This window comes from Phytoactinopolyspora endophytica (genome assembly GCF_004138495.1).
GTDB classification, from domain to species: Bacteria; Actinomycetota; Actinomycetes; order Jiangellales; family Jiangellaceae; genus Phytoactinopolyspora; species Phytoactinopolyspora endophytica.
This window is the reverse complement of sequence record NZ_ML142878.1, coordinates 1-5,751: the sequence shown is the minus strand read 5'-3', so window position 1 is coordinate 5,751 and position 5,751 is coordinate 1. Positions and strand designations below refer to the sequence as shown.

Below are 5,751 nucleotides of genomic sequence, written 5' to 3'. Positions count from 1 at the left end.
GTTCTCGGCTTCGCCGCCGGCGGCGAGCCGCTCGATGCCGACGCCGTGAATGTCGGCGTCAACGGCGGGGCGTCCTTCGTGATACCTTTCCTGGCGGTGTTCATGGCCGTGATCGGCATCTTCGCGACCGGCCACGAGTACCGGCACGGCACGATCCAGCCGACCCTGACGGCCCTGCCGCAGCGCTCGCGCTTGATCCTGGCGAAGATCCTGACCGTCACGGCGCTGACGGCCGTGGCCACGCTGGCGTCGATGGCGATCAACGCGAGTGTGATGCTCGCGTTCTGGGGCGAGGTCCCGGGCCTGTTCGACGACCCCGTTCGTTCGGCACTGCTAGGGTACCTGGTTTACAACGTGATCTACGCGCAGGTCGGGCTCGGTCTGGGGCTGCTGTTCCGCGGCGTGCCCTCGGCGCTGGTGGTCATCTTCCTGATGCCGCTGATCATCGAGACCTTGATCGTCGGGCTCACCATGGTCCCGGCACTGGAATGGCTGGCGCCGATCGTGAAGTTCCTGCCGTTCACCGCCGGATCGGAGCTGATGTTGACCAGCGCGGCGGACTTCGGTCCAGCAGCGCCGGGCTTCGACTTCTTCGGTCGCTGGGCCTCGGGAGGCGTGTTCGCGGTCTGCGCCGCCCTGGTCATCGTCACCGCCTGGACCTTGTTCAAGAAACGCGACGCCTAGAAGTCTGACTCCAAGGAGCCCGTGGTCGTCCTCAGGCGATCATCGGCTCAGAATGATCACCGTGCGCCCCGCCTGCCGTTCGTCGGCGAAGTACAGCAACGCCGCGAGATAACTGACTTCGCGGTCCAGGCCGGACCAGCTCGCGGTGATGGTGTGTTCGCCCGCCAGGTCGGCCTCGATCGACTCGGGGGTGCGTGTTGTGGTCGGGTGGTCGCGACTCCAACACGCTGGCCCACCTCATGCGTGCCAGGATCACTCACGCCGCCCACGCCAACACCGGAATAGGGATCGAGGAAACCCGGCAGTTCGTCCGCGATACCTGCCGTAGGTGGAGCGTGCCACTGCTCGAGCAGTACCCACCAGCAGGGGCGACTTATCGCGATCTCGTGGTTGGCCATGGATTCCCCGGCCCTGCCCACCTGAAGCACTGGCAATCATTCGCCGACAAGGCGAGCGGCCACACCTCGAGGCACAACTGGCCAGCGTGGACAAACAACTCCGCGAGACCACGGCCGCGCTGGACCGCTATCTACGCGCCTTCGAGGAAGGCAGTATGCCCGCTCAGCTCTGCGCCTCCCGAGTCGACGAACGTCATACCCGGCGCAGCGAACTCACCCACCGCCGCGATGAAGTCACCCATCTCCTCAACGACACGACCATCCCTCGGCCGCGCAACGAGGATCTGCACCACGTTCCTCAAATCATCCGAGACGCAATCAAGACCGGCGAGCCGTCCGCGGTCAAGTACCTACTCAGAGAACTGATCCACGAGATCAAGATCAGCCCGGACTGGACCGCCCAACCGACTTATGTAGTGCCAGAAACAACAGTTCCCGAGCCGACACCGGCTCGGGAACAGGGACAACGGTTCGTATCAGCAAACAAATCGTGGAGGTGCCGGGAATCGAACCCGGGTCCTTCGACGCTTCTCCATGGCTTCTCCGGGCGCAGTCTGCTATGCCTCTGCTTGGCTCCGGTGATCACGCAGACGAGTCACCGTGACGAGCCCAGCCACGTACATGTCCCTACCGACGCCGTGGCCGTATCGGTAGGTGAGCCTCCTCAATGATGCCGAACACCGAGCCGGAAGCACTCCCGGGTCGACAGACTTCTAGCGTCTCGCCTTAGGCGGCGAGGGCGAAGTCAGTGCGCTTTTCGTTGGCACTTATAACGTTGCCGCGATCGTTAACGAGATGACGCGACATCCTCGGCCCGCTTCCCATGGTTCATCGTACGAAGTCGAAACCGTTCACCCCCTGTTGAGTTATCAACCCCCGGCTCGAGATCTCCCCTTACCAAGGCTTCATAAGGATACCCGCTACAGCGCCCCATCGGCGACTGAGATTCCCTCCGACCTCGCCGCCGCTGCCCATCGAGCGCATCGCCAGGGACTGTCGAGCGCGATCGCCCGCGTTCAGCGCCTTGCTGCCTGCTTGGGAGCCGTCAGTCGATGACCGCGGTGGCTTCAACCTCGACGAGCAGGTCGGGTTCTCCCAGCGCGGCGACACCCAGCAGCGTGATCGGTTTGACCGGGTCGACACCCATCGTCGCGGCTGCCCTGGCGACGCCTTCTCCGAGTAGCGGCATCTTCTCGGGGAGCCAGTCGACGACGTAGATCGTCAGCTTCGCCACGTCGTCGAACGAGCCGCCGACCTCGGTCAAGGCCGTGCCGATGTTGAGGTAGGCCTGCTCGACCTGGGCAGCGAGATCTCCTTCGCCTACCGGGCGCCCCTCGGCGTCGCGGGCCACCTGCCCAGCGAGGAACACCAGCTTTGATCCGGTAGCGATAGAAAGCTGCCGGTACACCTCGGGCTTAGGCAGCCCATCGGGGTTGATCAGTGTGACGGCCATGGCCGCTCCTTGTCGTCGGGTGTGGTGGCTATGAATCCATAGCAGTGTTATGTATTGTGCCACAATGGCGAGGACGAAAGATCCCAAGGTCCGGTCGCTGCTGATCGAAAAGGCTGCGCAGATGCTGCGAGCCCGCCAGCCGGTCACTCTCCGCACACTGGTCGCCGGGACCGGCGTGTCCACCATGGCGGTCTACACCTATTTCGGCGGCATGGACGGCCTGTGGCGGGCGGTGCGCCAGGAAGGCTTCACCCGCCTGGCCGCCAGGCTCGACGCGGTGCCGACGTCGGAGGATCCGGTGCGGGACCTCGCCGCCTTGGGAGCCGCCTACCTGTCGAACGCCATGGCCCATCCCGACCTATACCGGGTCATGTTCGATGCCGGGTTCGACCTCGAGGACCCCTCCGCCGCCGACGAGACGCTGCACTGCCTCGTACACACCATCGACCGGGCCAAGACCGCCGGCCGGTTCCATGGCGAGGTCGATCCGCCAGAGCTGGCCACGCAGAGTTGGGCCATCGGCCACGGGCTGGCTTCACTTGCTGTGACCGGACCCCTGACGCACCAGGCGCTCGTGCACGGTGTGCCCATGCTGACCGCTCTCTTCATCAGCGCCGGCGACGACCCGGCCCAATGCCGCCGATCCGTCGAGCTCGGATGGCAGCCTCCATCACCCAGCTAGGCTGCCGTCGCTTCGATATCCGTCAAGCGGAGCAAGACCACACCGCCGACGATGAGTGCGAGCGCGAGCGCCCTGAGCAGGTTCACGGGTTCCTGGAGCCAGATCATTCCGACGATGGCGGTGCCGAGCACTCCGACCCCCACGAATACTGCGTATGCGGTGCCGACCGGCAATGTTCTCATCGCGACGTTGAGGATCAACACAACGGCCACCGTGAGGACACCACAGACGAGAGTTGGAGCCAGTTTGGTGAAGCCCTCAGTCAGGCGAATGCTGTGTGCCCAAGCGATCTCCAGGAGTCCGGCGGTGAGGATGGCGATCCAACCAATGCTCATGACATCTCCAGTCGGGCGAGTTCCTCACGCAGGTCAGCGGTGAACTCGAAGGATTGTGCGGCGAGATCGGCGGTCAGGTGCTCCGGCGAGGACGAGCCGGGAATGACAGCCGCGGTGTCGCTTTGGTCGAGAACCCACGCCAGGGCGAGAGTCGCCGCCGACACACCCGCGTGCCGGGCAATCTCGTGAAGCGGCGAGTCCGCTGCAACGAGTGCGCCGTTGCCGAGTGGGCGGAACGCCAGGTACGGGATTCCCAGCTGTGTCGCCGCATCGAGGACGTCTCGACCGCCCTCGTGCCCGAGGCGGAACTCGTTCTCCACTGAGGCGATCGGCGCGACCGTCTGGGCGCCTTTGAAGAGTTCGAGAGTCACGTTCGAAACCCCGATGTGGGCGATCAGCCCTTCGTTTCGTAGATCGGCGAGCGCGCCGACGGTCTCTTCGAAAGGAACGGTGCTGTCGGGCATGTAGCGGGCGTGCACCACGCTCAGCGTGTCCAGACCGAGCTGGCGCAGGTTGTCGTGCACAGCGCTCCGGACCGCCTCGGGTGTCGTGTCCGCGGCGAAGCCACCGTCCGGCGTTCGTCGCGCGCCGACCTTCGTGGCGACCAGGAGATCGTCTGGATATGGGGCGATCGCCTCGGCGAGCAGCCGGTTCGCGATCTCGGGACCGTAGTAGGCAGAGGTGTCGATAAGCCTCACTCCGTGCTCGATCGCGCTTCTCAGGACGGTTTTGCATGCTTCGGGATCGGCAGGGTCACCCATGGCCATGGGGCCTGTGAGCTGCATCGTGCCGTAACCCACTCGGCCCACGTGGTAGCCGGCGATCGTGACCTTCTGTTCCTTCATGCTTCCTCCTCGTCGAATAAGTGGACATCGTGTCCAGTTGCCTACTGTACATGAAGTGGACATCACGTCCAGTTAGGATGAGGATGATGGGGAAGAAGTTGCTCGACACGTCGCCGACCGAGCGAGCCGATGCTGCCGCCAATCGACAGCGCATCCTGGCCGCGGCCGAACAACTTTTCGCCGAACAGGGGCCACAGATCACCATGTCGGATCTGGCTGCCGCTGCCGGTGTTGGCAGAGGCACGCTCTATCGCCGCTACCCCGACGTGGCCTCGGTCGCCATCGCCCTACTCGACGTCCACGAGCAGGCACTGCAGCAACAATTGCTCGCCGGCCCGCCACCCCTCGGCCCGGGTGCTACACCTCGCGAACGGCTCGCAGCCTTCTACGAAGCGATGGTCGATCTGCTGGAGCGGCATCTGCCGTTGGCCCTCGGAGCCGAACTCGGCTCCACCCGCTTCACTACCGGCGCATACGGCTTCTGGCGGGCGTTCATCGCATCCCAGGTTCGCGACGCCGGCCTGCGCGACGACACGCTCCCCGACGTACTGCTCGCGCCGCTGGCGCCTGAGGTCTACCAATACCAACGCCATGAGCGCGGGCGGTCGGTCAGCGAGGTCAAAGCCGCGCTCGAACGCCTAGCAGTTGTCCTGCCGAACTGAGCCCCGCCCGACGGCCCGCGGTCAACGCTGTCTGGAGTGCGGTCGCGGCCGTGCCGAACGCGAGGCCTCCTGCCGGCCCGCCGCTCTACGTCGCCGATTCTGGACGACGGACCAGGGCACGAGCGCGCGTCAGCACCGTACTGTGGCCGGTGGACGCCTCGATCTTCACCTCGATCAGTCCGTGGTCGCGGAAGCCGGTCACGGTGAGGGCCATGTGCAGGGTGACGCCGTCGTCGTCGTTGGGTACCACCACGGGCCGGGAGAACCGGACCCCGTACTCGACTATGCCGGCCGGGCCGCCGAGCCAGTCGGTCAACAGCCTGCCACCGAGCGACATGGTCAGCATCCCGTGCCCGATGACACCCGGCAGGCCGACCGACTCCGCGACACGTTGACTCCAATGAATGGGGTTGAAGTCACCCGAGGCGCCCGCGTACCTCACGAGACTGTCCCGCGTCAGCCGGTAGTCACCTTTGGCCACAACGTCCCCGACGGCGATTCCGCGGTCCGCATGTGAGATGCACTTGACCTCAGTCATGCTGCGGCTTCCCCAGCCAGGGGCGGCTCACCCGCCTCGCCTGAGTCGTTCACAGCATGCAGCCGGCGGACCTCGGCGGCCAGCCGCTCGGTGAACGCACCCGCCGACTCCCCCGGCAACGCCCACACCGGAGCACCGATCGAGACCACCACCG

At 65.3% G+C, this 5,751-nt stretch carries 7 protein-coding genes and 1 other RNA gene; 3 read left to right on the top strand and 5 right to left on the bottom strand.

Annotated features, from left to right (window positions below):
• Positions 1 to 684 (top strand): hypothetical protein (locus ELR45_RS32825; RefSeq protein WP_165368313.1); only part of this gene is annotated, 684 nt, incomplete at its 5' end.
• An 886-nt stretch (positions 685 to 1,570) separates the two neighbouring features.
• Here the strand turns inward: ELR45_RS32825 and ssrA are convergent.
• Positions 1,571 to 1,941, bottom strand: a transfer-messenger RNA (tmRNA) gene (gene ssrA / locus ELR45_RS32820).
• A 186-nt stretch (positions 1,942 to 2,127) separates the two neighbouring features.
• The gene (locus tag ELR45_RS32815) at positions 2,128 to 2,535 is read right to left on the bottom strand and encodes a RidA family protein (protein WP_129670040.1); all 408 of its coding nucleotides are present in this window, start codon (positions 2,533 to 2,535) and stop codon (positions 2,128 to 2,130) included.
• Positions 2,536 to 2,599: 64 nt separating this feature from the next.
• Between ELR45_RS32815 and ELR45_RS32810 the strand changes: the two genes are divergently transcribed.
• Positions 2,600 to 3,217 carry a TetR/AcrR family transcriptional regulator gene (locus tag ELR45_RS32810; RefSeq protein WP_129670039.1) on the top strand — a complete coding sequence of 206 codons (618 nt, stop codon included), beginning with the start codon at positions 2,600 to 2,602 and terminating at the stop codon, positions 3,215 to 3,217.
• Here the strand turns inward: ELR45_RS32810 and ELR45_RS32805 are convergent.
• A complete protein-coding gene (locus tag ELR45_RS32805; RefSeq protein WP_240760311.1) occupies positions 3,214 to 3,552 on the bottom strand; it encodes a DMT family transporter in 339 nt (112 codons plus the stop codon). The genes ELR45_RS32810 and ELR45_RS32805 overlap by 4 nt on opposite strands.
• Positions 3,549 to 4,397: an aldo/keto reductase gene (locus ELR45_RS32800; protein ID WP_165368312.1), complete on the bottom strand. Its 849-nt coding sequence runs from the start codon at positions 4,395 to 4,397 to the stop codon at positions 3,549 to 3,551. Before ELR45_RS32800 ends, ELR45_RS32805 begins: the two co-directional genes overlap by 4 nt.
• Before the next feature lie 86 nt (positions 4,398 to 4,483).
• Here ELR45_RS32800 and ELR45_RS32795 point away from each other — a divergent pair, with 86 nt between their 5' ends.
• The gene (locus tag ELR45_RS32795; RefSeq protein ID WP_240760310.1) at positions 4,484 to 5,059 is read left to right on the top strand and encodes a TetR/AcrR family transcriptional regulator; all 576 of its coding nucleotides are present in this window, start codon (positions 4,484 to 4,486) and stop codon (positions 5,057 to 5,059) included.
• Between the two features lie 85 nt (positions 5,060 to 5,144).
• On the opposite strand, the gene ELR45_RS32790 is transcribed toward ELR45_RS32795, so the two are convergent.
• A complete protein-coding gene (locus ELR45_RS32790; RefSeq protein WP_129670037.1) occupies positions 5,145 to 5,597 on the bottom strand; it encodes a MaoC/PaaZ C-terminal domain-containing protein in 453 nt (150 codons plus the stop codon).
• Positions 5,598 to 5,751 lie beyond the last annotated feature (154 nt).

Coding starts and splice junctions, on each gene's coding strand:
- ELR45_RS32800 (WP_165368312.1), bottom strand. CDS start 4,397: ATGAAGGAACAGAAGGTCACGATCGCCGGCTACCACGTGGGCCGAGTG.
- ELR45_RS32815 (WP_129670040.1), bottom strand. CDS start 2,535: ATGGCCGTCACACTGATCAACCCCGATGGGCTGCCTAAGCCCGAGGTG.
- ELR45_RS32805 (WP_240760311.1), bottom strand. CDS start 3,552: ATGAGCATTGGTTGGATCGCCATCCTCACCGCCGGACTCCTGGAGATC.
- ELR45_RS32790 (WP_129670037.1), bottom strand. CDS start 5,597: ATGACTGAGGTCAAGTGCATCTCACATGCGGACCGCGGAATCGCCGTC.
- ELR45_RS32810 (WP_129670039.1), top strand. CDS start 2,600: ATGGCGAGGACGAAAGATCCCAAGGTCCGGTCGCTGCTGATCGAAAAG.
- ELR45_RS32795 (WP_240760310.1), top strand. CDS start 4,484: ATGGGGAAGAAGTTGCTCGACACGTCGCCGACCGAGCGAGCCGATGCT.